This is a genomic window from Mesorhizobium sp. M0074 (assembly GCF_040322975.1).
Classification (GTDB): Bacteria; Pseudomonadota; Alphaproteobacteria; order Rhizobiales; family Rhizobiaceae; genus Mesorhizobium.
On the sequence record NZ_JAMYUM010000091.1, the window covers coordinates 1 to 749 of the forward strand.

The window sequence follows — 749 nt, forward strand, 5'->3', positions numbered from 1 at the left end:
TAGCCTGCTGCCCGACTACATGGTGCCGGCTGCGTTCGTGCGGCTGGCGGCGCTGCCGCTGACGCCGAACGGCAAGCTCGACCGCCAGGCGCTGCCGGCGCCGGACGACGACGCCTATGCGCGCACCGCCTATGAAGCGCCGCAGGGCGAGGTCGAGACGGCGCTGGCCGGGATCTGGGCGGAGCTGCTCGGGGTCGAGCGGGTCGGACGCCACGACAACTTCTTCGAGCTCGGCGGCCACTCGCTGTTGGCGGTGCAGCTGATGGAGCGGCTGCGGCGGCTGTCGCTGGGGGTGGAGGTGCGCACCCTGTTCGCCCGGCCGGTGCTTTGCGATCTGGCCGCCAGCCTTGGCAGCCATGACGAGGTGGCGGTGCCGGCCAACCTGATCGGCGAGCAGAGCACGGCGATTACGCCGCGGATGCTGACGCTGATCGATCTTACCCAACAGGAGATCGACCGGATCGTCGCCACGGTGCCGGGCGGGGTCGCCAACATCCAGGACATTTATGGCCTGTCGCCGCTGCAGGACGGCATCCTGTTCCATCATCTGCTGGCGACGAAGGGCGATCCGTATCTGCTGGTCTCGCAGATGGCGTTTGCCGAGCGCGGCCTGTTGGAGCGCTATCTTGGCGCGGTTCAGCAGGTGGTGGACCGGCACGACATTCTGCGTACGGCCTTTGTCTGGGAGGGTCTGTCGAGCCCGGCGCAGGTGGTGTGGCGCAAGGCGGCCCTGGAGGTGCGCGAGGTCG

The 749-nt window shown here is 68.9% G+C and carries 1 protein-coding gene; it reads left to right on the top strand.

Annotated elements, in window-relative coordinates; all coding sequences use genetic code 11:
• Positions 1-749 (top strand): phosphopantetheine-binding protein (locus NKJ73_RS34100; RefSeq protein WP_352572780.1); only part of this gene is annotated, 749 nt, incomplete at both ends.